We start from the raw sequence: 25,984 nt of genomic DNA on the forward strand, positions 1-25,984 counted from the left end.
CCTGGAATCTTCGCCGCCGACTAGGCCGAACGTCCGGAGGCGGCCCGGCACCGTCTCCGGACGGCCGCGGGCAGCCTTCCCGAAGAGCGAGACGACTGAGCTGCCCTTGCCCACCACCAGCGCGCTTCCGTGAAAGCCATGTCGTTTGAGAACGCCGACCCGCGGCGTTCTCAGACGACATGGCAACCCAGCAGGTCAGCGGCCCACGATCTGTCAGCTGCGCTACGGCAGGACAGCTGTAGCGGGGGCACCGCGGCGGAGAGACGCGACCGCCCCGGCCGGGCGGAGCCTGGCCGGGGCGGTCCGGGTGCGGCCGCGGGTGTCCCCGCGGCCGCACGAGGTCAGAGGGCGGCGAGCGCCTCGTTGAACGTCGCCGACGGACGCATGACGGCCGCGGCCTTGGCCGGGTCGGGCTGGTAGTAGCCGCCGATGTCGGCCGGGGAGCCCTGGACGGCGACCAGCTCGCCGACGATCGCGGACTCCTGCTCGCTCAGCGTCTGGGCGAGCGGGGCGAACGCCTTGGCGAGCTCCGCGTCGTCCGTCTGCTTGGCCAGCTCCTGCGCCCAGTACATGGCCAGGTAGAAGTGGCTGCCGCGGTTGTCGATGCCACCGAGGCGGCGGCTCGGCGACCTGTCCTCGTTGAGGAAGGTGCCGGTGGCGCGGTCCAGCGTGTCGGCCAGCACCTGGGCGCGGGCGTTGCCGGTGGCCTTCGCGTACTGCTCCAGGGCGGGCACGAGCGCGAAGAACTCGCCCAGGCTGTCCCAGCGCAGGTAGTTCTCCTTGACCAGCTGCTGGACGTGCTTCGGCGCGGAGCCGCCGGCGCCCGTCTCGAAGAGGCCGCCGCCCGCCATCAGCGGGACGACCGACAGCATCTTGGCGCTGGTGCCCAGCTCCAGGATCGGGAACAGGTCGGTGAGGTAGTCACGCAGCACGTTCCCGGTCACCGAGATGGTGTTCTCACCGCGGCGGATGCGCTCCACGGACAGCTTGGTCGCCTCGACCGGGGACAGCACCCGGATGTCCAGGCCCTCGGTGTCGTGCTCGGTCAGGTACTCGTTGACCTTGGCGATCAGGTTGGCGTCGTGCGCACGAGTCTCGTCCAGCCAGAACACGGCAGGGTCGCCGGTGGCGCGGGCGCGGGTGACGGCCAGCTTCACCCAGTCCTTGATCGGCGCGTCCTTGGTCTGGCAGGCGCGGAAGATGTCGCCCGCGGAGACCGCCTGCTCGATGAGGGCGTTGCCGGCCTCGTCCACCAGGCGGACGGTGCCGGTCACCGGGATCTCGAAGGTCTTGTCGTGGCTGCCGTACTCCTCGGCCTTCTGCGCCATCAGACCGACGTTCGGGACCGAGCCCATGGTCGACGGGTCGTAGGCGCCGTTGGCGCGGCAGTCGTCGACGACCACCTGGTAGACACCCGCGTAGCTGCTGTCCGGGAGGACGGCGATGGTGTCCTGCTCCTGGCCGTCCGGGCCCCACATGTGGCCGGAGGTGCGGATCATGGCCGGCATGGAGGCGTCCACGATCACGTCGGACGGGACGTGCAGGTTGGAGATGCCCCGGTCGGAGTCGACCATGGCCAGCTCCGGGCCCTCGGCGAGCTCGGCGTCGAAGGACGCCTTGATCTCGGCGCCCTCCGGCAGACCGTCCAGGCCCTTGAAGATGCCGCCGAGACCGTCGTTCGGGGAGAGGCCCGCGGTGGCGAACACCTCACCGTACTTCGCGAAGGTCTTCGGGAAGAACGCGCGCACGACATGGCCGAAGACGATCGGGTCGGACACCTTCATCATCGTGGCCTTGAGGTGCACGGAGAAGAGCACACCCTCGGCCTTGGCGCGCGCGATCTGGGCGGTGAGGAACTCCCGCAGCGCGGCGACCCGCATCACGGAGGCGTCCACGACCTCGCCCGCCTGGACCGGTACGGACTCGCGCAGCACCGTGGTGGAGCCGTCGTCGCCCTTGAGCTCGATACGCAGCGAGCCGGCCTCGGAGACGACCACGGACTTCTCGGTGGACCGGAAGTCGTCCACGCCCATGGTGGCGACGTTGGTCTTGGACTCCGGGGTCCAGGCGCCCATGCGGTGCGGGTGGGCCTTGGCGTAGTTCTTGACCGAAGCGGGTGCGCGGCGGTCCGAGTTGCCCTCGCGCAGGACCGGGTTCACGGCGCTGCCCTTGATCTTGTCGTAACGGGCGCGGATGTCGCGCTCCTCGTCCGACTTCGGGTCGTCCGGGTAGTCCGGCAGCGCGTAGCCCTGCTCCTGGAGCTCCGCGACAGCGGCCTTCAGCTGTGGGATCGATGCCGAGATGTTCGGCAGCTTGATGATGTTCGCGCTGGGCGTCTTGGCCAGCTCGCCGAGCTCGGCGAGGGCGTCGCCGATCCGCTGCCCCTCTTCGAGGTGCTCCGGGAACGCCGCGATGATCCGTCCGGCCAGGGAGATGTCACGAGTCTCCACAGTGACCCCGGCGGCCTGGGCGTACGCCTGGATCACCGGCAGGAACGAATACGTCGCGAGGGCCGGTGCCTCGTCAGTGTGCGTATAGATGATGGTCGAGTCAGTCACCGTGCGCTCCGCTCCACGTCTCCACGTCTGCAACATTGCTCGACATCAAGATATCTCGCGTCCGACCGCTCTCCGACAGGGCCCTCCGGCAGGGCCCCGCAAGCGGCCGGAACACGTCACCCGATGCGGGCTCGTCGCATGCGAGGCGAGGCTCGCTACCGCTTGGCCGCGGCCCAGGCCTGCTGAACGGCCAGGTCCCCCTTGACCTCGGCGAGCTGCGCGGCGACCGCCGACGGGGCGGTGCCGCCGCGCCCACTGCGCGACGCGAGCGCGCCCGGGACGTTCAACACCGTGCGGACCTCGGGCGTCAGGTGCGGGGAGATCCCGGCGAACTGCTCATCGGTGAGCTGGTCGAGCTCGATCCCGCGTGCCTCGCACTCCTTGACGCACCCGCCGGCGACCTCGTGCGCGACCCGGAACGGCACGCCCTGCCTGACCAGCCACTCGGCGATGTCGGTGGCGAGCGAGAACCCTGCGGGGGCCAGCTCCTCCATCCGCTCCCGGTTGACGGTCAGTGTCGCCATCATCCCGGTGAAGGCGGGGAGGAGTACTTCGAGCTGGTCGCACGAGTCGAAGACGGGCTCCTTGTCCTCCTGGAGGTCGCGGTTGTACGCGAGCGGGAGGGCCTTGAGAGTGGCGAGCAGCCCGGTCAGATTGCCGATGAGACGGCCGGACTTGCCCCGGGCCAGCTCGGCGATGTCCGGGTTCTTCTTCTGCGGCATGATCGACGAACCGGTGGAGAAGGCGTCGTGGAGGGTCACGAAAGAGAACTCCTTCGTGTTCCAGATGATGATCTCCTCGGCGATCCGGGACAGGTTGACGCCGATCATGGCGGCGATGAAGGCGAACTCGGCGACGAAGTCGCGCGATGCCGTGCCGTCGATCGAGTTGGCGGCCGAGCCGTGTTCGAACCCGAGCTCCTGGGCGACCGCCTCGGGGTCGAGCCCGAGGGAGGATCCGGCGAGCGCTCCGGAGCCGTACGGGGAGACCGCGGTGCGATCGTCCCACTGCCGCAGCCGCTCGGCGTCCCGGGAGAGCCCCTGGACATGGGCCAGTACATGGTGGGCGAAAAGCACCGGCTGGGCGTGCTGCAGGTGGGTGCGGCCGGGCATGGCGACATCGGGGTGGGCCTCCGCGAGCCCGATCAGTGCGTCCTGCAGGTCGGCGAGCAGTCCGCCGATGATCCGGGCGTGGTCACGCAGATACATCCGGAAGAGCGTGGCGACCTGGTCGTTGCGGGACCTCCCGGCCCTCAGTTTGCCGCCGAGGTCCGGGCCGAGCCTCTCCAGCAGACCGCGCTCCAGTGCGGTGTGGACGTCCTCGTCGGCGACGGTGCCGGTGAACTCCCCCGATGCCACATCGGCTTCGAGCCGGTCGAGCCCGTCGAGCATCCGCTCCAGTTCGTCGGTGGTGAGCAGGCCCGCCTTGCACAGGACGCGCGCATGGGCACGGGAACCGGCGATGTCGTACGGCGCGAGCCGCCAGTCGAAGTGGACCGACGCGGACAGCAGTGCCAGTGCCTCGGACGGACCGTCGGCGAACCGGCCGCCCCAGAGCCGGACGTCACCGTTGTTGCTGCTCACAGCTATTGCTCCTCAAAGACTTGCCGAACCCGTGCCGGGCTCCGGATATGCCACCGCCTCCCAGCCACTGACCGGCGGGGAGGCGGCGGCGGTACACGTAGGGAATCAGGCGAGGTCGCGCTTCGCGGCGATCTTCGACGACAGCCCGAAGATGTCGATGAAGCCCTGCGCCTTGGACTGGTCGAAGGTGTCGCCCGAGTCGTAGGTGGCGAGGTTGAAGTCGTACAGCGACTCGTCCGACCTCCGGCCGGTGACCACGGCGCGACCGCCGTGCAGGGTCATCCGGATGTCGCCGGTGACGTGCTGGTTGGCCTCGTTGATGAAGCCGTCCAGGGCCCGCTTGAGCGGCGAGAACCACAGGCCGTCGTAGACGAGCTCACCCCAGCGCTGCTCGACCTGCCGCTTGTAGCGGGCGAGCTCCCGCTCGACCGTGACGCTCTCCAGCTCCTGGTGGGCGGTGATCAGCGCGATCGCGCCCGGGGCCTCGTAGACCTCGCGGGACTTGATGCCGACGAGGCGGTCCTCGACCATGTCGATCCGGCCGATGCCCTGGGCTCCGGCGCGCTCGTTGAGCTGCTGGATGGCCTGCAGGACGGTGACGGGCTTGCCGTCGATGGCGACCGGGACGCCCTCCTTGAAGGAGACGATCACCTCGTCGGGCTCACGCGGGGCCGCGGGGTTGGAAGTGTACTCGTAGATGTCCTCGATCGGCGCGTTCCAGATGTCCTCCAGGAAGCCGGTCTCGACGGCGCGCCCGAACACGTTCTGGTCGATGGAGTACGGCGACTTCTTGGTGGTGGCGATCGGGAGCTGCTTCTCCTCGCAGAAGGCGATCGCCTTGTCCCGGGTCATGGCGTAGTCGCGGACCGGGGCGATGCACTTCAGGTCGGGTGCGAGGGAGGCGATGCCGGCCTCGAAACGCACCTGGTCGTTGCCCTTTCCGGTGCAGCCGTGGGCCACGATCGAGGCCCCGTGCTTCCGGGCAGCGGCGACGAGGTGCTTGACGATGGTCGGCCGGGAGAGGGCGGAGACCAGCGGGTAGCGGTCCATGTAGAGGGCGTTGGCCTTGATCGCCGGGAGGCAGTACTCATCGGCGAACTCGTCCCTGGCGTCCGCGACCTCGGCCTCGACGGCACCGCAGGCGAGCGCGCGCTTGCGGATGACATCCAGGTCCTCGCCGCCCTGGCCGACATCCACGGCGACGGCGATGACCTCGGCGCCCGTCTCCTCGGCGATCCAGCCGATGGCGACGGAGGTGTCCAGACCGCCCGAATAGGCGAGTACGACGCGCTCGGTCACGGGTTTCTCCTTACGGTGCATGACGTGATGGGTATAACTATGCAGAGCTCCGTATGTTTTGTCAATGTGGATGGGCAGGAAACGGAATGGGCGGGTACCGCGGAAATGCGCAGCCGCGGACCTCGCGCCTTGCCTATGCCCCGCGCTGTGGACAACGGAGGGCGTGGCGCGACGGACACGGGCAGGGGACGGGCGGCAGGCATCCGGCCCGGGCGGCTGTGGAGCGACTGATGGCGGGAGTCCCGGTCCGGCCGGCACTGGACACGGCCGACGTCCGTGCCTGGAGCGGACTCGACCGCGTGGTGCGCGAGGTCGCGATCACCCGGCCCGGAGCGTTGCCGTCAGCGGCCCGCGTAGAGGGTCGCCGACCCCTGGGGAGGCCGCGCACGCCCGGCGAACCCGAGATCGTCCTCGGACCGTGCCACCCGAAGGAGCGAATCAGGAATGCCGCGCCGACTTGGACCGCAGGCCGGCCCGCGCCCCGGCGTGAACGCCGGGGCTTCCTGCAGGAGTCCCGGTAAAGGGGGCGCTCCGGACGGCCGGTGGGCCGATATCTCAGTGCAGGCGACCGGTGGGCCGATACTTCAGCACATGGGACAAACGTATGAACGCATAGAAGGCCGCATCCGCACGTTCATCGAAGAGCAGCCGGTGTTCTTCACCGCCACCGCGCCGCTCGCGAGTGACGGGCATATCAATGTCTCCCCCAAGGGCCGCAAGGGCACCCTGGTCGTGCTCGACGAACTGACCCTGGCCTACCTGGACTTCGGCGGCAGCGGCGCCGAGACCATCGCGCACCTCCGCGAGAACGGCCGCATCACGCTGATGTGGTGCGCCTTCAGCGGGCCGCCGAAGGTCCTGCGGGTGCACGGCGACGGGGAGGCGGTGTTCCGTGACGACCCGCGGTGGTCCGCGCTGATCCCGTACTTCGGGGAGGCCGATGGCGCCGGTGCCCGTGCGGTCGTCCTGGTCCGTGCGCGGCGGATCGGCGATGCCTGCGGTTTCGCCGTCCCGTTCATGGACTACCGCGAAGAGCGCACCCAGCACGCGGAGCACTTGGCGCGCAAGACGGATGAGGAGTTCGCGGCGTACTGCGAGCAGAAACCGCATGTCGGCGTCAGCCTCGACGGGCTGCCCGCACTGCCGCTCCCCCTCCCGGCCCGCACCGGCTGACGTCCTGCTCGCAGCCTCCGCGCGGACCGGTCGGCGGGCTCCGCCGCATACCTCTGCCACCGTTGAACCGCCCGACGCCCCGCTCCGTATTCACGTGAGCGAAGCGGAGCAGCCGAGGAGCAGCCGTGGCGACAATGATTCAGAGCGGTCGGGCGGCCAGACGCCAGACCATGCGCGCGATCCAGCCGCGCCGGAATCCGGCAGCGGTGCTGCTGGGGCTGGCGTGGGCGGGAGCGCTGGCCGTGCTGTGGCTGTGGTGGGACAACACCGCGGTCGTCCGGATGGACACAGCCCAGTGGCTGATCGGAGGAGGCCGGATCACCGGGCTGCTCGGCGGCTACATGATCGCGCTCGTGGTGCTCCAAATGGCCCGTGTCCCCGCACTGGAGCGGCAGGTGGGCTCCGACCGGGCCACCCGCTGGCACGCGATGAGCGGACGGTACGCGATCAGTCTGATCGTCGCCCATGTCGTGCTGACCGTCTGGGGTTACGCGGTCCAGGCCCGTACCGGATTCGTCGAGCAGACCGTCACCGTCGTGGTCGACTTCCCCGAGATGATCAAGGCAGCCGTCGGCACCGGGCTGTTCCTGCTGATCGGCTTCGTCTCGGCCGGGATGGTGCGCCGCCGGATCAGCTACGAGGCCTGGTACTACCTGCACCTGCTCACCTACGCCGCGGTGTACCTGACGTTCTGGCACCAGCTGGCCACGGGAGCCGAGTTCGTGGCCGGCTCGACCGCCCGCACCGTCTGGTACGTGATGTACGGCGCTGTCGGGGCGCTGCTGCTCTGGTACCGGGTGCTCGCCCCGGTCCGCCTCAACCTCTGGCACCGCATGGAGGTGGAAGCGGTCGTGGAGGAGGCACCCGGGGTGGTGTCCGTGCTGATCACCGGGCGGCGGCTGCACCGGCTCGGTGCGGAGGCGGGTCACTTCTTCCGCTGGCGGTTCCTCACCAAGGGCCTGCGCTGGAGCGCCAACCCGTACTCGCTCTCCGCTCCGCCGCGCCCGGACCTGCTGCGTATCACCGTGAAGGCGGCCGGCAACCACAGCACGGCCCTCTCGGAGCTGGAGCCCGGGACGAGGGTGTGGGCAGAGGGGCCCTACGGCGCGATGACCGCGGGACGACGCAGCCGGAACAAGGTACTGCTGATCGCCGGCGGCGCCGGAATCACCCCGCTGCGGGCCCTGTTCGAGACCCTGCCCGGAAACCCCGGCGATCTCACCCTGCTCTACCGGGCCGGAAGCACCGAGGACCTGGCGCTTTGGAGCGAGCTGCGGGAGATCGCACAGGTACGGGGCGCGAAGCTGATGTACGCCGTCAACGGCCCCGACGGGGAGCGGCCCGAGATCACCACCGAGCGGCTCCAGCAGGTCCTCCCGGACATCGATGAGCACGACGTCTACCTCTGCGGACCGCCTGGGCTCGCCGAGGAGTCCTATTCCGCACTGCGTGCGGCGGGCGTACCGGCCCGCCGTATCCATCACGAGTCCTTCGAGATGTGAGGTCCTCCGTGAAGAGGAAGCATCCCCTGCGCCGGATCATGATCGCCGTCGCCGGCACCACATCGGCGGTGGTGCTGCTGCTCGCCATGAAGCAGCCCGGCCAGCCGCTGGCGGGCGCGTCGTCGCAAGCCGGCGGCACCCCCGCACCAGGAGCTTCGACGCCCGCGGGAAACGGAGTCCAGCCCGCGGGCGGGCAGACGGTGCTCGGTGAGGAGGCACAGACCCAATACGGCCCCGTACAGGTCGAACTGACCATGAGCGGCGGCGGGATCACCGCCGTCGAAGCAGTCAAGACGCCCGACAGCGACGCCAACAGCCGCAAAATCGCCGCCGACGCCATCCCGCAACTCAACAAGGCCGCCGTCGCCGCCCAGAGCGCTCGGATCGACACCGTCTCAGGCGCCACCTACACCAGCCAGGGCTACATCACATCGCTGCAGAGCGCGCTCGACAAGGCAGGCCTGTGACCGCGGCGGGCGGCCAGGGGCGGCTGCGGCATGTCGAGCACGCGATGGGCACGGTGTTCTCATTCGATGTGCGCACCTTCGGCGCGGCTGACGAGGAGCGGGTACGGGCCGGACTGGCCGCGGCGGTGGAGGGCCTGCACCTGGTGGACGAGGTCTTCTCGACCTACCGCGCGGGGAGCCAGGTCAGCAGGCTCGCCCGGGGTGAGCTCGCGCTGGAGGACTGTGCCGAGGAGGTCGCCGAGGTACTGCGGCACTGCGTCGCCGAGGAGTTGCTCAGCGAAGGCTACTTCACCGCGCGCTACGGCGGCGAGGGGCTCGATCCGACCGGCCTCGTCAAGGGCTGGGCGGTGGAGCGCGCCGTGCGGATGCTCGTGTCGGCCGGGGCCGCGGCCGTCTGCCTGAACGGTGGCGGCGACGTCCAACTCCATGGCGGTCCCTGGCGGGTCGGGATCTCCGATCCGCTGGGCCCCGGTGGCCTGGTCGCGGTGGTCGAGGCCCACCGCACCCTCGCCGTGGCCACCTCGGGCCCGGCCGAACGCGGCTGCCATATCGTGGACCCGCACACCGGCAAACGCCCCGAGTCGGCTCTGGCCTCCCTGACCGTGGTGTGCCCCGGGCTCACCCAGGCCGACGCCCGGGCGACGGCCGCGTACGCCATGGGCGACCGCGCTCGCGACTGGCTGGAGGGACTCCCGGACACCGAGGGTTTCGCCGTCACCGCCGACGGCACCATCTGGCAGACCAGCGGATTCACCCGCCATCTGGCGACCGCTCCGCTCCGCCCGGACGGCAAGGCCGCCTGACCACTGCCGAACCGGCTCCGGCGCGGCTGCTGTGCGCTCGTGTCCTCCCCATCGGCGGCGGGACGTGGCTGCCGAGGCGCCGTCCAGTCACCCATGGCGGCCCGGGTCGGCCACGCCCAGGTGGTGGGTGAGGCCGACCGGCTGATGCCGATGGCCGAGTCGAACGCGACACCGCTGCGAGGCGGGGTCGGCCCAGAGGTCGGTGCTGTGGTCCCCGATGAGAGAGCCGATGCGGGCGAGTGCGTCACCGAGCGGCTGCGGGTCGAGTCGGTGTCCGTCGCTCAAGCGCAGCGCGACGGGGGCGGACTTCGCGAGGTGATCGACGCGATCGCCGATGACCGAACGAACCGGCTCAGCGCTCCTTCTGCGCCAGCCTCAACAGATGCTCGGCGAGTGCCTGTCCGCCGGCCGGATCTCGGGAGATGAGCAGCAGGGTGTCGTCGCCTGCGATCGTGCCCAGAATGGCGTGCAGTTCGGCCTGGTCGATGGCCGATGCCAGGAACTGGGCCGCGCCCGGCGGGGTACGCAGCACCACCAGGTTCGCCGACGCCTCCGCCGAGATCAGCAGTTCCCCGGAGAGACGGCGCATCCGCTCCTCCTTGGCGGACTCGCCGAGCGGTGCCTGCGGGGTGCGGAATCCGCCCTCGCTGGGCACCGCGTAGATCAGCTCGCCCCCGGTGTTGCGGATCTTCACCGCGCCGAGTTCGTCCAGGTCCCTGGAGAGGGTGGCCTGGGTGACGCTGAGTCCGTCGTCGGCGAGGACCTTCGCCAACTGGCTCTGCGAGCGCACCGGCTGCCGGTTGAGGATGTCCACGATCCGGCGGTGGCGGGCCGTGCGGGTCTGCGGCACGGACGGCCCGCTCCCGGGCTCCGCCTGGGGGGACTCCCAGTTCTCGGTGTGCTGCGCCTCGGTCATCGTCGTCTCATTCCCCGGATCGTCCGTCCCCGTGCCGTACTGTGTCGAGGATGCCGGGGAGCGCTTGGAGGAAGGCGTCCACCTCCGTGTCACCGATGATCAGCGGCGGCATGATCCTGACGACGTCGGGGGCGGGCGCGTTGACCAGCAGGCCGGCGTCCTGAGCCGCTCGCTGCACCTGGGTCGCGAGCGGCTCGTTGAGCACGATACCCAGCAGCAGTCCGGCACCGCGGACGCGGGAGACCGCAGGGTGGCCCAGCGACTCGATTCCGTTCCTGAGGCGCTCCCCGGTCCGCTTGACCTCGTCAAGCGTGCCGTCCAGGGTGCTGAGCACGGCGAGCCCGGCGGCGCAGGCGACCGGATTGCCGCCGAAGGTGGTGCCGTGCTGACCGGGCTTGAACAGGTCGGCGGCCTCACCGAAGGCGACGACGGCGCCGAGCGGCAGCCCGCCGCCCAGGCCCTTGGCGAGGGTGACGATGTCCGGCTCGATGCCGTGTGCCTGGTGGGCGAACCAGTGGCCGGTGCGCCCGATACCGGTCTGCACTTCGTCCAGGACCAGCAGTGTGCCGGTGGCCCGGGTGATCTCGCGGGCGTCCTTGAGGTAGTCGCCGGGCGGGACGACGACGCCGTTCTCGCCCTGGAGCGGCTCGATGATCACCAGAGCGGTGTCGGTGGTGACCGCCGCGCGCAGCGCTTCGGTGTCGCCGTAGGGCACGTGGGTCACATCGCCGGGCAGCGGGAGGAACGGCTGCTGCTTGCCCGGCTGCCCGGTGAGCGCGAGGGCGCCCATGGTGCGGCCGTGGAAGCCGCCCTCGGTGGCGACCATATGGATGCGTCCGGTGAGCCTGCCGATTTTGAACGCGCCCTCGTTGGCCTCGGCCCCCGAGTTGCAGAACAGGACGCGTCCGGGACGGCCGAAGAGCCGGAGCAGCCGTTCGGCGAGGGCGATGGGCGGTTCGGCCGCGTAGAGGTTGGAGACATGGCCGAGCGAGGCGATCTGGTGCGAGACGGCCGCGACGATGGCGGGGTGGGCGTGTCCCAGCACGTTCACCGCGATACCACCGACGAAGTCGAGGTACTCGGTGCCGTCGGCGTCCCAGACCTTCGCGCCCTCGCCGCGCACCAGAGCGAGCTGCGGAGTGCCGTAGTTGTCCATCATGGCGCCCCGCCAGCGCTGCGTCAGACCGTGCGGGGCTTGCTCTGCCCGCTGGGGCTGGAGATCGGCGTCGGTCATGCGGCTGTCCCCCCGGACGGGTCGGGTGCGTCGCGTCCGGTTCCGTCGGGCACGACCATCGTGCCGATGCCCTCGTCCGTGAAGATCTCCAGCAGGATGGAGTGCGGTACCCGGCCGTCGATGACCCGGGCGGTGGTGACACCGTTCCGTACGGCATGCAGGCAGCCCTGCATCTTCGGCACCATGCCGCTGGACAGCTCGGGCAGCAGCTTCTCCAGCTCGCTCGCGGTGAGGCGGCTGATCACCTCGTCGCTGTCGGGCCAGTCCTCGTAGAGCCCCTCGACATCGGTGAGCACCATCAGGGTCTCCGCTCCGAGCGCGGCGGCAAGGGCCGCCGCGGCGGTGTCCGCGTTGACGTTGTAGACATGGGCGTCGTCGGCGGACCGGGCGATGGAGGAGATCACCGGGATACGGCCGTCCTCCAGCAGCGCCTCGATCGCCCCGGTGTCGATCGCGGTGATCTCGCCGACCCGGCCGATGTCAACGAGCTCACCGTCGATGGTCGGGAGGTGCTTGGTGGCGGTGATGGTGTGGGCGTCCTCGCCGGTGAGGCCGACGGCGAGCGGACCGTGCTGGTTGAGCAGCCCGACCAACTCGCGCTGGACCTGGCCGGCGAGCACCATACGTACGACGTCCATCGCCTCGGACGTGGTGACCCGCAGCCCGGCCTTGAACTCGCTGACCAGGCCGTGCCGGTCGAGCTGGGCACTGATCTGCGGCCCGCCGCCGTGCACCACGACGGGCTTGATCCCGGCGTGCCGCAGGAAGACGACGTCCTGGGCGAAAGCCGCCTTGAGGTCGTCGTCGACCATGGCGTTCCCGCCGAACTTGATGACGACGGTCCTGCCGTGGTGCCGGGTGAGCCAGGGCAGCGCCTCGATCAAGGTCTGCGCCTTGGGAAGTGCGGTGTGCTTGCGAGTGCTCATCGGTCCCTTGTCCCTGGTCCTCAGGATGAGTAGGCGCTGTTCTCGTGTACGTAGTCGGCGGTGAGGTCGTTGGCCCAGATGACGGCCGACTCACTGCCGGCCGCCAGGTCCGCGGTGATCCGCACCTCGCGGTAGCGCATGTCGACCAGCTCGCGGTCCTCTCCGACGGAGCCGCCCTTGCACACCCAGACACCGTTGATGGCGACATTCAGCCGGTCGGGTTCGAACGCGGCCCTGGTGGTGCCGATCGCGGACAGCACCCGGCCCCAGTTGGGGTCCTCACCGTGGATGGCGCACTTGAGGAGGTTGTTGCGGGCGATCGAGCGCCCCACCTCGACGGCGTCGTCCTCACTCGCGGCGTTGACCACCTCGATGCGGATGTCCTTGGACGCGCCCTCGGCGTCACCGATGAGCCGGCGGGCGAGGTCGTCGCAGACGGTACGGACGCCGGCGGCGAAGTCCTCGTACCCGGGGGCGGCACCGGAAGCGCCGGAAGCCAGCAGCAGCACGGTGTCGTTGGTGGACATACAGCCGTCGGAGTCGACCCGGTCGAAGGTGACGCGGGTGGCGTCGCGCAGTGCGCGGTCCAGTACCTCGCTGCCGAGGTCGGCGTCCGTGGTGAGGACGACGAGCATCGTGGCAAGGCCGGGCGCGAGCATTCCGGCGCCCTTGGCCATGCCCCCGACGGTCCAGCCGTCGCCCTCGTACACCGCGGTCTTGTGCACGGTGTCGGTGGTCTTGATGGCGATGGCGGCCTTCTCGCCGCCGTGCGGGCTCAGCTCGGCCGCAGCCTTCTCGATGCCGGGGAGCAGCTTGTCCATCGGCAGCAGGACACCGATCAGCCCGGTGGAGGCGACGGCGACCTCGCCTGCGCTGTGGCCTTCGAGTACGTCGGCGGCCTTCTCGGCGGTGGCGTGGGTGTCCTGGAAGCCCTTGGGGCCCGTGCAGGCGTTGGCGCCGCCCGAGTTGAGCACTACGGCGGAGACCTCGCCGCCCTTGAGTACCTGCTCGGACCACAGCACGGGAGCGGCCTTGACCCGGTTGGAGGTGAAGACTCCGGCGGCGGCGCGGCGCGGTCCGTTGTTGACCACGAGGGCGAGGTCGGGGTTGCCGTTCTCCTTGATTCCGGCGGCGATGCCCGCGGCGGTGAATCCCTTTGCTGCCGTCACCGTCATGGCGCGACTCCGATCGTGGAAAGGCCTGTGCTCTGGTCGAGTCCAAGGGCGATGTTCATGCTCTGGACGGCGCCGCCCGCCGTGCCCTTGGTGAGGTTGTCGATGGCGCTGATCGCGATGATGCGCCCGGCCGCGGGGTCGTGGGCGACCTGGATCTGAACAGCGTTGGAACCGTGGACGGACGCCGTGGCGGGCCACTGCCCCTCCGGGAGAAGCCGGACGAACGGCTCTTCCGCGAAAGCCTTCTCGTAGACGGCGCGCAGCGCCTCAGCCGTGGTGCCCGGCCTGGCCTTGGCACTGCATGTGGCCAGGATGCCGCGGGGCATGGGCGCGAGCGTCGGGGTGAACGACACGGTGACCGTTTCACCGGCGGCCGCGCTGAGGTTCTGGATCATCTCGGGTGTGTGGCGGTGCCCCCCGCCGACCCCGTACGGGCTCATCGAGCCCATCACCTCGGAGCCCAGCAGGTGCGGCTTGAGCGCCTTCCCGGCGCCCGAGGTGCCGCTCGCCGCGGTGATCACGGCCTCGGGCTCGGCCAGTCCGGCCGCATACGCGGGGAAGAGGGCGAGCGAGACGGCCGTCGGGTAGCAGCCGGGCACCGCGATGCGCTTGGCCCCCTCCAGCGCGGCGCGGGCACCCGGCAGTTCGGGGAGGCCGTACGGCCAGGTCCCGGCATGGGGCGAGCCGTAGAATCGCTCCCATTCCGCCGCCTCCCTGAGCCGGAAGTCGGCGCCCATGTCGATGACGAGCACATCGTCGCCCAGCTGTTCGGCAACGGCTGCGGACTGGCCATGCGGCAGTGCCAGAAAGACGACATCATGTCCGGCGAGGACCTCGGCCGTGGTGGGTTCGAGGACGCGATCGGCCAGCGGCAGCAGATGCGGCTGCACGGTGCCCAGCTTCTGCCCTGCGTTGGAGTGACCGGTGAGCGCGCCGATCTCGACAGCGGGATGGGTGAGCAGCAGCCGGAGCAGCTCTCCGCCCGCGTATCCGCTCGCTCCCGCGACTGCTGTACGTACCACCTTCGGCTCCTCGCACTCGATGGCATGACTATACGCAACAATGCAGATCTATGCAACGGCGAACGGTTGCGACGGCGGGGGTACGGATGCGACCGATCCTTTCGACCGACGGACGAGCTCACCCCTCAACGGATCTTGATTTCGGTGACGCTGCATGTGCGGCTCTGCGGGACGGTGACACTTGGCCTTGATCGCTGACGCCGGGAATCACCGAAGCCGCTCCGGTTTCCACCGCACCCGTTCCAGCAACCCGCACGCGCTAGCGTTGGATCACATGATCGTATGGCTCAACGGCACCCACGGCGCAGGCAAGACGACGACCAGTGGACTTGTACAGCAGCTGATCCCGGATTCACGAGTGTTCGATGCCGAGAAGGTCGGCGAGACGCTCATGGACATCACGCCGGGGTTGCCCTGGACGGGAAACTTCCAGCACTGGCCGCCGTGGCGGCCGCTCGTGGTCGAGACCGCTCGCCGCGTGCTCGACTACACCGGTGGCACTCTGGTCATGCCAATGACCGTCTTGGTCGAGGAGTACTGGCGCGAGATCAGCACGGGTCTCGCCCGGCATGCGATTCCGGTTCGACACTTCGTCCTGCATGCCGACCAGGACACCCTCCGCGGGCGCATCGCGGGCGACACCGTCATCGGCCCCGACTCCCCGTTCCGCCTCGAACACCTTGAGCCCTACGCCGAGGCGGCCCGCACATGGTTGCACGACGAGGCCGAGGTCATCGACACCACGCACATCACGCCCGCTCAGGCCGCCCGGCAGATCGCGGCGGCCGTCAGGAGCTGAGGTCCGCCCCACCCACGGGATGGACACCGGCTCGGCGAGGACGGTGGCGAACACCTGCACGGCGTCGTCCTCAGTCGGGACACACCTGCGCCGGACGGTCTCGACGCCATCGAGGTACCAGCCGGAATGTGGGCGGCTTCCGTACCAGCGGACCGCGCCCCCGGGCTCTGCAGACAACCTGGGCGGCGACCGCGACCGAGTGGTTCCCCGCCAATCCCTGGCAGCTGCGACCGAGCCCCACTGTCGTCGCGGTCCTCGAGCGCGCGGACGACTTCAGCACCGCGACGTGTGAGCTGCGGCTCCCCGTCGAACCGGCGTGACGCACCATCGACCGGGCCGTCACCAAGCAGTCCACGCCGCATCGCCTTCGGCTTCTCACACAAGGTCGCCATCGGTCCGGACAAGCTCCCGACGACGCCCGGCCCGGCCTTCCATCGGCGACGCGAGACACCCGGCCCGCGTGACGCGCATCACAGGAAGCCGTGTCACAACCCGCCGGGACGATCCGTCAGTGATGTGTAAGCGCCGGACACCGCATAAGGAGCACGATGATGGAAGCACGCCTGGACCCCTTCACCAACCCGGTCCTGAGCAAGGCCATGAAGCACATCGTCGCCGCGGGCCGGGCGCTCGGTGAGTCGTCCCTGCCCACCCCGACGCAGGAGTTGGTGAAGCTCCGCGCCAGCCAGATCAACGGCTGCGGCTTCTGCACCGACATGCACTTCAAGGACGCGGTGCACGCCGGAGAGTCCGCGGAGCGTCTCAACCTGGTCGCCGCCTGGCGGGAGGCCACGGTGTTCACCGAGGCGGAGCGGGCGGCACTGGAGCTCACCGAGGAGGCCACCCGCATCGCCGACGCGGCCGGAGGCGTCCCGGACGAGGTCTGGGCCAATGCCGCCAAGCACTACGACGACGAGCAGCTCGGCGCACTGGTGGGCGTGATCGCCGTCATCAACGCCTTCAACCGTGCGAATGTCATGCTCACCATGCCGGCGGGCGACTACCAGCCCGGCCAGTTCGGGTGAGCTGACGAAGGGACTCGGCGCTCTGCCCGGGGTCACCGCCGGGCAGAGCGCCGCGTCCGCGACAGGATCCGGAGCGGGGAGGGTCCGCGCGGGAGCGGTGGGTGCGGACACCTTGCCCGCAAGCCCTGTCAGCCGGTCCGGGCACCCTCGGGCTCCCCTGCGCCCGCCGCGTCCGCGGCACCTGCGGCGCCGTCCGCCTCCCAGCGCAGCAGATCCCCGGGCTGGCACTCCAGCGCCTCACAGAGCGCGGCAAGGGTCGCGAAGCGGACGGCCTTGGCCCGCCCGTTCTTGAGTACGGCCAGATTCGCGGGGGTGATGCCGACGCGTTGCGCGAGCTCACCCACGGACATCTTCCGCCTGGCCAGCATCACGTCGATGTCGACTGCGATCGGCATCAGATCACCCCGTCCGGCTCGGTGCGCATCCGTGCCGCATCGACGTCGCGCGCGACGGCCTGGGCGAGCAGCGTCTGCAGGACGAGCACGATGAGCGCGACCCCGAGGACCGCCAGCCCTGCCCCGCACATGAGCAGGACGACGCCGGACGGGACCGCCTCACCGGGGGCCAGCACGACCCCGAGCGCGAAGGCCAGGAGTGCGGCGGCGGTGATCGCGCCGATCATCACGTCCACGTAGCGGAAGGCGCCACCGGAGAACACCGTTCCGCGCCGCACCATCGTCACCAGGCGCCACACGCAGACCAGGACCACCTGAGCCGGCATCAGGCCCAGGACCGTGATCGTGAGCGCGGGTGTGCGCAGATACGCGACATCCGGGTCGAGCCCCTCCCTGCCTGAGGCCGGCATCGGCGCCATCACGGTCTGCACGAGCAGCGAGCCGGCGAGCAGCGCCGGCAACACGAGGCGCAGCGCGAGCACGGTCGGATTCCCCATGGCCTCTCCCTCACCGTCAATCGAATAACAATGAGAAACTATCGATAGTCGATAGGTTGAACAAGGGGGCGGGGCGAAGGGGCGAAGACGACAGTCGAGAGCCGTGTGGACCAGCCGACCGGCGGCTGCGGATGCAAGCGGGGATCATGAGCGCATGGCGCGAGCGGAGAGCGGATGGGCGGCGGAGGCGGTACGTGAGCTGTGCGCGGACGCGCGCCCCACGCCGCTGCTCCGGGCAAACGGAACGGCCGAGCCGCCCGGAGAGTTCGGTGAGCTCTACGTCAAGGACGAGTCCGCCCACCCGTCGGGCACCCTCAAGCACCGGTTGGTGCGCGCGCTGCTCTGCGAGGCGGTCCTGGAGGGCTCCGTACGGGAAGGCATGACCGTGGTGATGGGGACGGGCGGGCCCGCCGCGGTCGCGGGCGCGTACTGCGCACGCCGGGTCGGCGTGCCGTTCGTCGCCCTGGTGCCCGCCAAGACGCCCCCGGCCGTACGTGAGTCGGTGGAGCGCCATGGCGGTCGCTGGCGCATCGCCACGGTGCCCGCCGACCTCCAGGAGGAAGCACATGGGCTGGCGGCACGCCTCGGCGGGCACTTCCTCGACCACTTCTCGGACTCGGAGCGCGCGATCGCCCGCTGCCCCGTGCCGGACCTGGCCCGTGAGCTGTTCGGCCAGCTGGCCGACATGGGTGCGGCCGACCCGGCGTGGCTGGTCGCGGGCCTGGGCACGGGCACGACCACGGCGACGCTCGGACGCTACGCCAGCGCCCTCGAAGGGAACGGCAGCCGGCCGAGGGTGGCGGGGGTTGACGCGGAGCACTCGGCGTACTTCCCAGCCTGGGCAAGCGGATGCGCCGACTACACGACCGGGCTGCCTTCCGCCATCCCCGGGCTCGGCAGGCCCCGCACCGAGCCGGCATTCCGTCCCGAGCTGTTGGACCTGGTGATCCCGGTCGGCGAGGAGGCCGCGGAGGACGGTCTGCGGTGGCTGCGGACTGGAGCGGCGTACGGCAGCGAGGGCGGCCTCGGCCTCACCACGGGAGCGGTGGGCTGGGCCGTGCGACATCTGCTGACCCGCATGAGGGAGTCCGGCGCGCCCGGCAGCGTGGTGATGATCGCCGGAGAGCGGGCACCCCGGTCCTGCTCAGCCGCCAGTCTCCAGGCGTAGGTTCCAACGGCCCGACCTGCCGGTCAGGACGACGGTGGACAGTGGGCGCACATCGACGTTCCAGTACATCGACGGCGGGGCCTTCAGCGCGTAGACCAGAGCGGCCCGTACGACGGCTGGTTCGGCGACGGCCAGCACCGAGCCGCCGTCGTCCACGGGCCGGCTGTCCAGCCAGCCCCCTACCCGGCCGATGAAGCCGAGCAGCGGTTCTCCCCCGTGCGGGGCGGCACGCGGATCGGCGAGCCAGACGTCGACGGCGTCGGGCTCCCGTGCCGCCACCTCGGTCAACGTGTAGCCGCGCCAGCGCCCCATGTCGCAGTCGCTCAACGCGGGCTGCGCGAGGGTGGCGTAGCCGAGCGCGTCGGCCGTCCCCCTGCTCCGGGCCGTCGGCGAGCAGTACCGCAGCTCGGCGGCACCGAGCGGCTCGAGGTGCCGCGCGGCGAGCCGGACCTCGTACCAGCCGGACTCGTCCAGCGGCCGGTCGTCGTCGAACCGCTCGGCCAGCCGCGAGCAGCTGCGCGCGGCTGTGACGAGGGTGACCCGAACACTCATGGCGGGATCGTGAGGCCGCGAGCGTCCCAGGTCAAGAGAGGTAACTGACCGTTAGTGAAGTTCACCGGGGACCTTGCCGCGCCCTCACCGGTCACGCACGCGCAACTCCCCCGCATCGGCTCCGGTGAGCGGCGGCGTCCGGCGGCACCGCCGCTCCGGCGTGATGCGCGTCACGCTCCCGGACGTAAACTCGAGATACGGATCGCGACGCCCATCAAGGAGGTCACGCCCGATGGAAGCGAGTGTGGGCGACAAGCTGCTCGTGCACGGCCGGGTCGTCGGCCAGCACGACCGGCTCGCCGAAGTCATGGAGGTCCTGGGCGATCGCGGCACTCCCCCGTACCGCGTCCGCTTCGAGGACGACGGCCATGAGTGCCTGATGTCCCCCGGCCCCGACACCGTCGTACGCCACCACGAGAAGGGCTGATCAGCAGCTCATCGCGGTGACCGGACCCGGGTCGGATAGTGATCCGCCACCACGGTGGCCATCGCACCGATCCGGTCCGTCACCACTTCCTTCGCCGAGAAGAAGCAGTGGCCGCGCACATTCGCGTACCGGTCGGCGAGCGTGAGGTGGCGTGACAGCTCCCGCCGGTCACCCCAGGCCGCCGGCTGCGCCGGATCGCCCGCCTTGTAGAGCGCCTCGCCGATGTAGAGATCCACACCGGTGCCCTTGACCAGGGCGTCCCACCACGGCACGAGTCGCGCGTAGTCCGCGGCGGCCATGCCGATGTGCCAGTAGAGCTGCGGCACGATGTAGTCGATCCACCCCTGACGCACCCAGGTACGGGTGTCCGCGTACAGGTCGTCGAAGGTCTGCACACCCGCCGAGGTGTTCGAGCCGAGCGGGTCGGTAGCGGCGTTGCGCCAGACCCCGAAGGGGCTGATACCGAAGCGCACTCCCGGCCGCACCGCCTTGATCCTTGCGGCCGTCTCCCGTACCAGGCGGTTGATGTTGTCGCGCCGCCAAGCGGCGCGACTGGCGAAGCCGGCCCCGTAGCGCCGGTAGGCCGCAGCGTCGGCGAACTGCTGCCCCGCCACGGGGTACGGATAGAAATAGTCGTCCCAGTGGACGGCGTCGACGGGATAACGCGCCACGGCGTCGAGCATCGCGTCCTGGACGAACTTCCTGACCTGGGGGAGGCCGGGATTGTAGTACAGCTTGCCGCCGTAGGCGACCACCCAGCCGGGGTTGCGTCGCGCGGGATGGCTGGGGGTCAGCTTCGACGGATCGCCGTGGTTGGCCACCCGGTACGGGTTGAACCAGGCGTGCAACTCAAGGCCCCGAGCATGGGCCTCCTTGACCGCGGTGCCCAGCGGGTCCCAGCCCGGGTCCCGCCCCTGGACCCCGGTGAGCCACTGCGACCAGGGCTCGTACCGCGAGGGCCACAGCGCGTCGGCGGCGGGCCGGACCTGGAAGACCACGGCGTTCAGCTTCCGGGCGACCGCCGCGTCCAGATAGCGCAGCAGCTCGGCACGCTGCCTGGCGGCGCTGAGCCCTGGGGCGGACGGCCAGTCTCGGCACGCTACGGTGGCAAGCCACATCCCGCGGAACTCCCGAGTGGCGGCGGCCCCTTGGCGGGCCGGCGCCGCCACGTCGACGGGGACGGACGGAGCAGCCCCGACGGGGGCCTCTCCGGCCACGGACAGCGCGGTCACCGCACCGGCCGCCGCGACGAATCCTCTTCTGGTGATCTGTCCCATAAGCGCCTCTATGCACCTCTCTGTGCCGAGTAGTCACTCATCGCACTACTTGTTCCGCACAGCATGCCGCCCCGGCCCCCCTGGTACACGCACCCCCGGAGTAACGTCGTGGAACCGAGGTGGGCACCGGAACCAAACGGAGGACCTACCACGCGAAAGTTCACGAAACCTGCGAAAGGCACGAAGTGACCGAGACTATGGCCGACGTAACCCGCGTCGGAGTGGTGGGCTGCGGCCAGATGGGCGCCGGTATCGCCGAGGTGTGCGCCCGCAGCGGACTCGAGGTCAAGGTCGCCGAGACCACCGGCGAGGCCCTTGAGATCGGCCGTACGCGTCTGTACAACTCCCTCTCCAAGGCCGCCGAGCGCGGAAAGATCACGGAGGAGGAGCGCGATGCGACGCTGGCCCGGCTGAGCTTCACCACAGATCTCGGCGAGTTCGCGGACCGCGATCTGGTCATCGAGGCCGTCGTGGAGAACGAGCAGGTCAAGACGGAGATCTTCCAGGTGCTCGACCAGGTGGTGACCCGTCAGGACGCGATTCTGGCCTCGAACACCTCCTCCATCCCGCTGGTGAAGCTGGCCGTCGCCACCTCACGGCCGGACCAGGTCATCGGCATCCACTTCTTCAACCCCGCCCCGGTGCAGAAGCTGGTGGAGCTGATCCCGGCGCTGACGACGTCCGAGGAGACGATCAAGCGCGCCGAGGCCGTGGTCCAGCAGGTGCTGGGCAAGCACGCCATCCGCGCCCAGGACCGCTCGGGCTTCGTCGTGAACGCGCTCCTGATCCCGTATCTGCTGTCCGCCATCCGGATGTTCGAGTCGGGCATCGCGAGCCGCGAGGACATCGACAACGGCATGGAGATGGGTTGCGCCCACCCGATGGGACCGCTGAAGCTCTCGGACCTGATCGGTCTGGACACGGTCGCATCGGTCGCCGACTCGATGTACGCGGAGTTCAAGGAGCCCCTGTACGCGGCGCCGCCCCTGCTCCAGCGGATGGTCGACGCGGGCCGGCTGGGACGCAAGACGGGCTCGGGCTTCTACCCGTACTCGTGAACGGCACTGAGCCCAGGGGTGTTCGGAACGTCCACCCCCGGGTCTCCTCCCCTGCTCCCTGGGGGGACCTCCCGTGACAGGGCGGTCATAGCAGGGTCATACACAACCGGAGCCGGTGCACGGCGCGGAAGCACTGCTTCTTCGATGGGGCGCACCCGGGTGACCCGGGTGCGCCCCATCGCGCGACGGAGAGGCGACCGTCAGGCGCCGCGGAGCACCGCGCCGACGCGTTCCGACGCCAGGGCGACCGCCGCGTCGCGCGCCGCCGATGCCTCGTCGACGGTCAGCGTACGGTCGGGAGCGCGGAAGCGCAGGGCATACGCCAGCGACTTCCGGCCCGCACCGATCTGCTCACCGGAGAACACGTCGAACAGCCGGATGGACTCCAGCAGTCCGCCCGCGCCTTCCCGCAGCACCCGCTCGACCTCGTCCGACGGCACATCGGACGGGACGACCAGGGCGACGTCCTGCGTGGCCACCGGGAAGGTGGAGATGCGCGGCGCCTGAAGCGTGCCCTCCCCGGCCCGCTCGATCAGGTCGAGCTCCAGCTCCATCGCGCAGCTGCGCTCCGGCAGCCCGAACGCCTTGATGACGCGCGGGTGCAGCTCACCGGCGTGGCCGACGAGGGTCTCAGCACCGTCGACCGTGGCGTAAAGACCCGCACAGCGCCCCGGGTGCCATGGGGCGTGCTGGTCGGCACGGACCACGAGCTCGACACCGGCCTCACGGGCCACCGTACGAGCCGACTCGACCGCGTCCGCCCAATCGGCCGGGCGGCCCTGGCCCCACCAGCCGGCCTGCTCTCGGGCACCGGCGAGCACGGTGGCGACCCGCCGCGGCTGGCGCGGCAGCGCCGCGTTCAACAGGGCGATCTCCTCGTCCGTGGGACGGCGGTCCACGGACAGCGTCTCCGGGAGCGCGGTCGGCACATCGCCCGTCGGGCGGAAGACCAGACCGGTCTCGAACAGGGCCAGATCATGAGTGCCGCGGCCGGCGTTGCGGCGCAGCGCGGTGAGCAGTCCCGGCAGCAGCGTGGTGCGCATTGCCGGTTCCTCGTCCGAGATCGGGTTGACCAGGGTGACGGCGGTGCGCCGCGGGTCGTCCGCCTCGAATCCGAGCTGGTCCAGCACAGCCTCGCCGATGAACGGGTAGTTCAGTGCCTCGACATAGCCCGCCCCTGCGAGCGCCCGGCCGACCCGGCGGTGAAGCCGCTGGCGCGCGGTGAGCCCGCGGCCGGACGGCGGCGTGGGCAGGGTGGACGGGAGGTTCTCGTAGCCCTCCAGCCGGATGACCTCTTCGGCGAGGTCGTTCGGCGCGTGCAGGTCGGGCCGCCACGACGGAACGGTGACCACGAGCTCGTCCTGCCCGTAGACATCGCAGCCGACCTCCTGGAGGCGGCGGACGACGGTCTCCCGGCCGTACGCGACGCCGGCCACCCGGTCGGGGTGGTCCGCTGGCATCGTGATGGTGCGCGGCGCGGACGGGGCGATGATCTCGGTGACCCCGGCCTCCGCCGTGCCGCCCGCGAGGAGCACCAGCAGGTCCACCGTGCGCTGCGCGGCAGCGGCCGCGGCCTGCGGGTCGACGCCGCGCTCGAAGCGCCTGGACGCCTCGGACGACAGCTTGTGGCGGCGCGCCGTTCGGGCGATCGACACCGGGTCGAAGTGAGCGGCCTCGATGACGACTTCGGTGGTGCCGTGCACGTCACCGTTCGAGCCGGCGGAATCGGACTCGGTGGTGACGGAGTCGGCGATCTCGCTGTTGGCTCCGCCCATCACACCGGCGAGGCCGATCGGGCCGCGGTCGTCGGTGATGACCAGATCCCCGGCGTCCAGCACGCGCTTGACTCCGTCGAGGGTGGTGAACTTCTCGCCTGCCTCGGCGCGGCGCACCCCGATGGGCCCCTGGAGGCGGGCCCGGTCGTAGGCGTGCAGAGGCTGGCCGAGCTCCAGCATCACGTAGTTCGTGATGTCGACGGCCAGCGAGATGGGGCGCATGCCGGCCTTCTGGAGCCTGCGCTGCATCCAGATCGGGGAGCGGGCCTCGGGGTCGATGCCGACGACGGTGCGCGCGGTGAAGCGGTCGCAGCCCATCGGGTCGCTGATCCGCACCGCGTGGCCGAACGAGTTGGGCGCGGGCACGTCGAGCAGCGCCGGGTCGCGCAGCGGCAGCCCGTAGGCGATGGCGGCCTCGCGGGCGACACCGCGCATCGACAGGCAGTAGCCGCGGTCCGGGGTGACGGCGATGTCGAGGACCTCGTCGTACAGCTCGAGCAGCTCGGTGGCGTCGGTGCCCACCTCGACCTCGGGCGGCAGCACGATGATGCCGTGCGTGCTGTCCTCGCCCATGCCCAGCTCGTCGCTGGAGCAGATCATGCCGCGGGAGACCCGGCCGTAGGTCTTGCGCTCGGCGATACGGAAGTCACCCGGCAGGACGGCGCCGGGCAGGGCCACGACGACCTTGTCGCCGACGGCGAAGTTCCGGGCGCCGCAGATGATCTCCTGCGGCTCACCCGTGCCTCCCCCAGAGCCTTCGGCCTGGGAGGTGCCACCGGCCGCGCCCACATCGACCGTGCAGAAGCGGATCGGCTTCTTGAACTCGGTCAGCTCCTCGATGGTGGCCACCTGCCCCACGACGAGGGGGCCCGTGAGCCCGGCGCCGAGCTGCTCGACGCTCTCGACCTCGAGCCCGGCGGCAATCAGTTTGGCCTGTACGTCACGACCGGCCTCCGTCGCCGGCAGGTCGACGTACTCCCGCAGCCATGAAAGCGGGATCCGCATCAGATCTCCATCCCGAAGGGCCGGGTGAACCGGACGTCACCCTCGACCATGTCTCGCATGTCCTCGACGTTGTGGCGGAACATCAGCATCCGCTCGATACCGAACCCGAAGGCGAACCCGCTGTACTTCTCGGGGTCGACACCGCAGGCGACCAGCACCTTCGGGTTGACCATCCCGCAACCGCCGAGCTCGATCCAGCCCTCGCTCGAGCAGGTGCGGCAGGGGCGGTCCGGGTTGCCGACGGACTCGCCGCGGCACACGTAGCAGACCATGTCCATCTCGGCGGACGGCTCGGTGAACGGGAAGAAATTCGGCCGCAGCCGGGTCTTCATCCCCTCGCCGAACAGCGCCTGGACCATGTGGTCGAGCGTCCCCTTGAGGTCGGCCATGGTGAGGCCCTCGTCCACGGCCAGCAGCTCGACCTGATGGAACACCGGGGTGTGCGTGGCGTCGAGGTCGTCGGTGCGGTAGACGCGGCCGGGGCAGATCACATACAGCGGCGGCTCGCGGTCCAGCATCGAGCGGACCTGTACGGGGGAGGTGTGGGTGCGCAGGACGAGGCCGCCCTGGTTCGGTGCGTCGGCTCCCGCCGAGACTTCGCCGCCCTGGACGAAGAAGGTGTCGTGCTCACCGCGGGCGGGATGGTCCGCCGCGATGTTCAGCGCGTCGAAGTTCAGCCATTCGGACTCGACCTCGGGGCCTTCGGCGACCTCGTAGCCCATGGCTGTGAAGACGTCCTCGATGCGCTCCATGAGCGTGGTGAGCGGGTGCCGGGCGCCTGCGGGGGTGCGGTCGTAGGGCAGCGTGACATCCACCGCCTCCTCGACCAGCACTCGGGTGTCCCGCTCCGCTTCCAGCTCGGCCTGCCGTGCGGCCAGGCCCTTGTTCACGGCGCCGCGGGCCTGGCCCACACGCTTTCCGGCGTCGGCCTTGGCGTGCGGCGGCAGGGCGCCGATCTCGCGGTTCGCGAGGGCGAGCGGCGAGGCGGGGCCGGTGTGCGCGATCTTCGCCTCGTGGAGCGCGTCGAGGTCGCCGGCGGCGGCGAAGGCGGCGAGCGCCTCGTCCCGCATGCGCTCGATCTCTTCCGGTTTCAGTGCCTCGACCTCTACTGGGTCGTACGACTTATTGGGTGCCGACATTTCTTCCCGTGCTTCCGATGGGGTGGCTGGGGCCCCCGCTGGGCCGCATCTGACAAATCCCGCCTGGCTCGTCCCGCCCTGCGGGCGGACGGCGCTATTCATGAGACACGACCTCGACGACCGAGGACGCAAAGGTGCCAAAGGTCGAGTTTAGCGGGGTGAGGTATACGAGAGAGCCCGTGGTCCGCTGGTCGGGACTCGGCCGAGGG

At 70.3% G+C, this 25,984-nt stretch carries 24 protein-coding genes; 9 read left to right on the forward strand and 15 right to left on the reverse strand.

All coding sequences use genetic code 11. The features are described from left to right. Window positions 1-341 precede the first annotated feature (341 nt). The 3 genes from V1460_RS23055 to V1460_RS23065 all read right to left on the reverse strand — a co-directional run bounded on the left by V1460_RS23055 (window position 342) and on the right by V1460_RS23065 (window position 5,440). A complete protein-coding gene (locus V1460_RS23055; protein ID WP_338675516.1) occupies window positions 342-2,558 on the reverse strand; it encodes an NADP-dependent isocitrate dehydrogenase in 2,217 nt (738 codons plus the stop codon). A 155-nt stretch (window positions 2,559-2,713) separates the two neighbouring features. Next, window positions 2,714-4,141: an argininosuccinate lyase gene (argH, locus tag V1460_RS23060; protein ID WP_338675517.1), complete on the reverse strand. Its 1,428-nt coding sequence runs from the start codon at window positions 4,139-4,141 to the stop codon at window positions 2,714-2,716. 105 nt (window positions 4,142-4,246) lie between these two features. Continuing rightward, the gene (locus tag V1460_RS23065; protein WP_338675518.1) at window positions 4,247-5,440 is read right to left on the reverse strand and encodes an argininosuccinate synthase; all 1,194 of its coding nucleotides are present in this window, start codon (window positions 5,438-5,440) and stop codon (window positions 4,247-4,249) included. 591 nt (window positions 5,441-6,031) lie between these two features. Between V1460_RS23065 and V1460_RS23070 the strand changes: the two genes are divergently transcribed. The 4 genes from V1460_RS23070 (at window position 6,032) to V1460_RS23085 (ending at window position 9,385) form a co-directional block, all read left to right on the forward strand. Continuing rightward, on the forward strand, window positions 6,032-6,613 hold the full coding sequence (locus V1460_RS23070) for a pyridoxamine 5'-phosphate oxidase family protein (protein ID WP_338675519.1): 582 nt from the start codon (window positions 6,032-6,034) through the stop codon (window positions 6,611-6,613). A gap of 134 nt (window positions 6,614-6,747) precedes the next feature. Further along, the gene (locus V1460_RS23075) at window positions 6,748-8,115 is read left to right on the forward strand and encodes a ferredoxin reductase family protein (RefSeq protein ID WP_338678163.1); all 1,368 of its coding nucleotides are present in this window, start codon (window positions 6,748-6,750) and stop codon (window positions 8,113-8,115) included. An 8-nt stretch (window positions 8,116-8,123) separates the two neighbouring features. After that, the gene (locus tag V1460_RS23080; RefSeq protein ID WP_338675520.1) at window positions 8,124-8,582 is read left to right on the forward strand and encodes an FMN-binding protein; all 459 of its coding nucleotides are present in this window, start codon (window positions 8,124-8,126) and stop codon (window positions 8,580-8,582) included. Window positions 8,583-8,626: 44 nt separating this feature from the next. Then, window positions 8,627-9,385, forward strand: a complete 759-nt coding sequence (locus V1460_RS23085) for an FAD:protein FMN transferase (protein ID WP_338678164.1) — start codon at window positions 8,627-8,629, stop codon at window positions 9,383-9,385. Window positions 9,386-9,472: 87 nt separating this feature from the next. Here the strand turns inward: V1460_RS23085 and V1460_RS23090 are convergent, their stop codons facing one another. The 6 genes from V1460_RS23090 to argC all read right to left on the reverse strand — a co-directional run bounded on the left by V1460_RS23090 (window position 9,473) and on the right by argC (window position 14,658). Continuing rightward, entirely contained in the window at window positions 9,473-9,670 is a 198-nt protein-coding gene (locus V1460_RS23090) for a hypothetical protein (RefSeq protein ID WP_338675521.1), read from the reverse strand. 67 nt (window positions 9,671-9,737) lie between these two features. Next, window positions 9,738-10,301: an arginine repressor gene (locus V1460_RS23095; protein WP_338675522.1), complete on the reverse strand. Its 564-nt coding sequence runs from the start codon at window positions 10,299-10,301 to the stop codon at window positions 9,738-9,740. A 7-nt stretch (window positions 10,302-10,308) separates the two neighbouring features. Next, window positions 10,309-11,535, reverse strand: coding sequence for an acetylornithine transaminase (locus V1460_RS23100; protein ID WP_338675523.1), 1,227 nt, complete (start codon window positions 11,533-11,535; stop codon window positions 10,309-10,311). Continuing rightward, window positions 11,532-12,461, reverse strand: a complete 930-nt coding sequence (argB, locus tag V1460_RS23105; RefSeq protein WP_338675524.1) for an acetylglutamate kinase — start codon at window positions 12,459-12,461, stop codon at window positions 11,532-11,534. Before argB ends, V1460_RS23100 begins: the two co-directional genes overlap by 4 nt. 20 nt (window positions 12,462-12,481) lie before the next feature. After that, window positions 12,482-13,636 carry a bifunctional glutamate N-acetyltransferase/amino-acid acetyltransferase ArgJ gene (gene argJ, locus V1460_RS23110; RefSeq protein WP_338675525.1) on the reverse strand — a complete coding sequence of 385 codons (1,155 nt, stop codon included), beginning with the start codon at window positions 13,634-13,636 and terminating at the stop codon, window positions 12,482-12,484. Further along, the gene (gene argC / locus V1460_RS23115) at window positions 13,633-14,658 is read right to left on the reverse strand and encodes an N-acetyl-gamma-glutamyl-phosphate reductase (protein ID WP_338675526.1); all 1,026 of its coding nucleotides are present in this window, start codon (window positions 14,656-14,658) and stop codon (window positions 13,633-13,635) included. Before argC ends, argJ begins: the two co-directional genes overlap by 4 nt. 274 nt (window positions 14,659-14,932) lie before the next feature. Here argC and V1460_RS23120 point away from each other — a divergent pair, with 274 nt between their 5' ends. Both V1460_RS23120 and V1460_RS23125 read left to right on the forward strand, forming a co-directional pair. Beyond that, window positions 14,933-15,457, forward strand: a complete 525-nt coding sequence (locus V1460_RS23120; RefSeq protein WP_338675527.1) for an ATP-binding protein — start codon at window positions 14,933-14,935, stop codon at window positions 15,455-15,457. Window positions 15,458-16,008: 551 nt separating this feature from the next. Then, entirely contained in the window at window positions 16,009-16,482 is a 474-nt protein-coding gene (locus tag V1460_RS23125; protein WP_338678165.1) for a carboxymuconolactone decarboxylase family protein, read from the forward strand. A 128-nt stretch (window positions 16,483-16,610) separates the two neighbouring features. Here the strand turns inward: V1460_RS23125 and V1460_RS23130 are convergent, their stop codons facing one another. Next, complete coding sequence (locus V1460_RS23130) at window positions 16,611-16,877, reverse strand: helix-turn-helix transcriptional regulator (RefSeq protein ID WP_338675528.1); 267 nt, start codon at window positions 16,875-16,877, stop codon at window positions 16,611-16,613. After that, window positions 16,877-17,374 carry a DUF2975 domain-containing protein gene (locus tag V1460_RS23135; RefSeq protein ID WP_338675529.1) on the reverse strand — a complete coding sequence of 166 codons (498 nt, stop codon included), beginning with the start codon at window positions 17,372-17,374 and terminating at the stop codon, window positions 16,877-16,879. Before V1460_RS23135 ends, V1460_RS23130 begins: the two co-directional genes overlap by 1 nt. 154 nt (window positions 17,375-17,528) lie before the next feature. Between V1460_RS23135 and V1460_RS23140 the strand changes: the two genes are divergently transcribed. Further along, the gene (locus V1460_RS23140; RefSeq protein ID WP_338675530.1) at window positions 17,529-18,542 is read left to right on the forward strand and encodes a pyridoxal-phosphate dependent enzyme; all 1,014 of its coding nucleotides are present in this window, start codon (window positions 17,529-17,531) and stop codon (window positions 18,540-18,542) included. On the opposite strand, the gene V1460_RS23145 is transcribed toward V1460_RS23140, so the two are convergent. Then, the gene (locus V1460_RS23145; RefSeq protein ID WP_338675531.1) at window positions 18,519-19,094 is read right to left on the reverse strand and encodes a histidine phosphatase family protein; all 576 of its coding nucleotides are present in this window, start codon (window positions 19,092-19,094) and stop codon (window positions 18,519-18,521) included. The genes V1460_RS23140 and V1460_RS23145 overlap by 24 nt on opposite strands. 232 nt (window positions 19,095-19,326) lie before the next feature. Here V1460_RS23145 and V1460_RS23150 point away from each other — a divergent pair, with 232 nt between their 5' ends. After that, the gene (locus V1460_RS23150) at window positions 19,327-19,521 is read left to right on the forward strand and encodes a DUF1918 domain-containing protein (RefSeq protein ID WP_338675532.1); all 195 of its coding nucleotides are present in this window, start codon (window positions 19,327-19,329) and stop codon (window positions 19,519-19,521) included. An 8-nt stretch (window positions 19,522-19,529) separates the two neighbouring features. Here the strand turns inward: V1460_RS23150 and V1460_RS23155 are convergent, their stop codons facing one another. After that, window positions 19,530-20,798 carry a family 10 glycosylhydrolase gene (locus V1460_RS23155; protein ID WP_338675533.1) on the reverse strand — a complete coding sequence of 423 codons (1,269 nt, stop codon included), beginning with the start codon at window positions 20,796-20,798 and terminating at the stop codon, window positions 19,530-19,532. A 197-nt stretch (window positions 20,799-20,995) separates the two neighbouring features. Here V1460_RS23155 and V1460_RS23160 point away from each other — a divergent pair, with 197 nt between their 5' ends. Next, the gene (locus tag V1460_RS23160; protein ID WP_338675534.1) at window positions 20,996-21,856 is read left to right on the forward strand and encodes a 3-hydroxybutyryl-CoA dehydrogenase; all 861 of its coding nucleotides are present in this window, start codon (window positions 20,996-20,998) and stop codon (window positions 21,854-21,856) included. 200 nt (window positions 21,857-22,056) lie between these two features. On the opposite strand, the gene pheT is transcribed toward V1460_RS23160, so the two are convergent. Next, complete coding sequence (gene pheT, locus V1460_RS23165; RefSeq protein WP_338675535.1) at window positions 22,057-24,636, reverse strand: phenylalanine--tRNA ligase subunit beta; 2,580 nt, start codon at window positions 24,634-24,636, stop codon at window positions 22,057-22,059. Further along, window positions 24,636-25,775 carry a phenylalanine--tRNA ligase subunit alpha gene (gene pheS, locus V1460_RS23170; RefSeq protein ID WP_338675536.1) on the reverse strand — a complete coding sequence of 380 codons (1,140 nt, stop codon included), beginning with the start codon at window positions 25,773-25,775 and terminating at the stop codon, window positions 24,636-24,638. Before pheS ends, pheT begins: the two co-directional genes overlap by 1 nt. Window positions 25,776-25,984: the final 209 nt, after the last annotated feature.

This window comes from Streptomyces sp. SCSIO 30461 (assembly GCF_037023745.1).
Classification (GTDB): Bacteria; Actinomycetota; Actinomycetes; order Streptomycetales; family Streptomycetaceae; genus Streptomyces.

Coding starts and splice junctions, on each gene's coding strand:
- V1460_RS23075 (WP_338678163.1), top strand. CDS start 6,748: ATGATTCAGAGCGGTCGGGCGGCCAGACGCCAGACCATGCGCGCGATC.
- argJ (WP_338675525.1), bottom strand. CDS start 13,636: ATGACGGTGACGGCAGCAAAGGGATTCACCGCCGCGGGCATCGCCGCC.
- V1460_RS23130 (WP_338675528.1), bottom strand. CDS start 16,877: ATGCCGATCGCAGTCGACATCGACGTGATGCTGGCCAGGCGGAAGATG.
- V1460_RS23120 (WP_338675527.1), top strand. CDS start 14,933: ATGATCGTATGGCTCAACGGCACCCACGGCGCAGGCAAGACGACGACC.
- argB (WP_338675524.1), bottom strand. CDS start 12,461: ATGAGCACTCGCAAGCACACCGCACTTCCCAAGGCGCAGACCTTGATC.
- V1460_RS23085 (WP_338678164.1), top strand. CDS start 8,627: ATGGGCACGGTGTTCTCATTCGATGTGCGCACCTTCGGCGCGGCTGAC.
- V1460_RS23070 (WP_338675519.1), top strand. CDS start 6,032: ATGGGACAAACGTATGAACGCATAGAAGGCCGCATCCGCACGTTCATC.
- pheS (WP_338675536.1), bottom strand. CDS start 25,775: ATGTCGGCACCCAATAAGTCGTACGACCCAGTAGAGGTCGAGGCACTG.
- V1460_RS23145 (WP_338675531.1), bottom strand. CDS start 19,094: ATGAGTGTTCGGGTCACCCTCGTCACAGCCGCGCGCAGCTGCTCGCGG.
- V1460_RS23155 (WP_338675533.1), bottom strand. CDS start 20,798: ATGGGACAGATCACCAGAAGAGGATTCGTCGCGGCGGCCGGTGCGGTG.
- V1460_RS23150 (WP_338675532.1), top strand. CDS start 19,327: ATGGAAGCGAGTGTGGGCGACAAGCTGCTCGTGCACGGCCGGGTCGTC.
- V1460_RS23135 (WP_338675529.1), bottom strand. CDS start 17,374: ATGGGGAATCCGACCGTGCTCGCGCTGCGCCTCGTGTTGCCGGCGCTG.
- V1460_RS23160 (WP_338675534.1), top strand. CDS start 20,996: ATGGCCGACGTAACCCGCGTCGGAGTGGTGGGCTGCGGCCAGATGGGC.
- V1460_RS23140 (WP_338675530.1), top strand. CDS start 17,529: ATGGCGCGAGCGGAGAGCGGATGGGCGGCGGAGGCGGTACGTGAGCTG.
- V1460_RS23095 (WP_338675522.1), bottom strand. CDS start 10,301: ATGACCGAGGCGCAGCACACCGAGAACTGGGAGTCCCCCCAGGCGGAG.
- V1460_RS23100 (WP_338675523.1), bottom strand. CDS start 11,535: ATGACCGACGCCGATCTCCAGCCCCAGCGGGCAGAGCAAGCCCCGCAC.
- pheT (WP_338675535.1), bottom strand. CDS start 24,636: ATGCGGATCCCGCTTTCATGGCTGCGGGAGTACGTCGACCTGCCGGCG.
- V1460_RS23125 (WP_338678165.1), top strand. CDS start 16,009: ATGGAAGCACGCCTGGACCCCTTCACCAACCCGGTCCTGAGCAAGGCC.